Here is a 1,088-nt window from a genome sequence, read left to right as displayed (position 1 = left end):
CCGAGGGAGACGTGATCGACAAGGAGGGCCGGTTCGCCGAACCGAGGGAGGTGTTCAGGGTCGCCGAGTTCCAGGAGGTTCCGACCAGATCCGCGGGCACCAGATCCACGGTGGCCGATCCGAAGTTGCTGAAGAGGTTCACCGCGGAGCCGTCGGACCCGCTCATGAGCAGCTGGCCGTTGCTGAGCTCGATATCGCCATCGGTGCCGTAGACCCCGAGGCCCTTGACGTAGGCGTTGCCGAAGCTGTCCGTCCCGGCCGCGGAGGCGATGGACAGCAGCAGGTTCCCGGCCGCGGGGGTGCCGTCGTAGTACAGGGCGAGCCCGGACACCGTGGTTCCGCCCCGGATGACCACGTTGTTGAACTCTGCGCTTCCGTCGATCTTGATCGCCCAACCGGACACCCCGGTCACGTAGTCGGGGGACTGAAGCGCGGGCCGCACCAGAACAACGCCCGCCGCCAACTCATCCTGAAATTCCACCAGTTACCTCCGCATGTCCATCGTTCCGAACAAGGACGCGGTGGCCACCGTGCCGGGCACCCCGTTCGTCCACTCGACGATCAGCCGTTGCGAGGGCTGCACCCACAGCGGCGAGCCCCCCGCGGTCGCCCGGTTGCCCATCCAGGACTGCGACACGATCTGACCCGGCGACTTGTCCCCCAGGTACACCGTCACCTGGGGGACCGGAGTCTGTGTCACGCCCTGGGTGGTGCGCACGTTGATGCTGGTCACGTTCCAGGTGCGGAAGGCGTCCGGCTGGAAGGTGACCGTGCCGTTGCCGGACGCGTCAAGGGTGACGTGGTCGTTCTCGTCGAGTTGCTGGCCGGCCATCTCAGTGGCCAACGATTGCCTGTACGGCGTTGGGGCCCCCGACCGCACCCACGACCAGTAGCGCCGCGGTGTACATCAGGTTCATCCGCTTCTCTATGGCCTTCACCGTGGCCTCCAGCGTGCGCACCGCACGCTTCAGCTCCCCGAGGCTCGCGTCGAGTTGCTCGTCAGTCGTCATGCCGCTGGTCCCTTGTCTACGCCGCTGGTTCGATCAGGTGATATCCGACCACCGAGGTATCGGTGCCCGAGGTCGAGG

Annotated in this window: 3 protein-coding genes; all 3 read right to left on the bottom strand. The window is 66.4% G+C overall.

What is annotated here, in order from left to right:
- On the bottom strand, positions 1–481 hold a 481-nt coding region (locus AQI94_RS41975; RefSeq protein WP_208611885.1), incomplete at its 3' end, for a hypothetical protein.
- A 3-nt stretch (positions 482–484) separates the two neighbouring features.
- Positions 485–844: a hypothetical protein gene (locus AQI94_RS41970; protein WP_158806476.1), complete on the bottom strand. Its 360-nt coding sequence runs from the start codon at positions 842–844 to the stop codon at positions 485–487.
- Positions 834–1,010 (bottom strand): hypothetical protein, encoded by a 177-nt coding sequence (locus tag AQI94_RS44920; RefSeq protein ID WP_158711699.1) that lies wholly within the window; start codon positions 1,008–1,010, stop codon positions 834–836. The genes AQI94_RS41970 and AQI94_RS44920 overlap by 11 nt, the downstream gene beginning before the upstream one ends.
- Positions 1,011–1,088: the final 78 nt, after the last annotated feature.

The sequence above is a fragment of the Streptomyces pseudovenezuelae genome (assembly GCF_001513955.1).
In the GTDB taxonomy this organism is placed as follows: domain Bacteria; phylum Actinomycetota; class Actinomycetes; order Streptomycetales; family Streptomycetaceae; genus Streptomyces; species Streptomyces pseudovenezuelae.
This window is presented reverse-complemented; position numbering and strand designations above follow the sequence as displayed.

Excerpts from the sequence above, each read along its gene's own strand:
- AQI94_RS44920 (WP_158711699.1), bottom strand. The coding sequence starts at position 1,010 with ATGACGACTGACGAGCAACTCGACGCGAGCCTCGGGGAGCTGAAGCGT.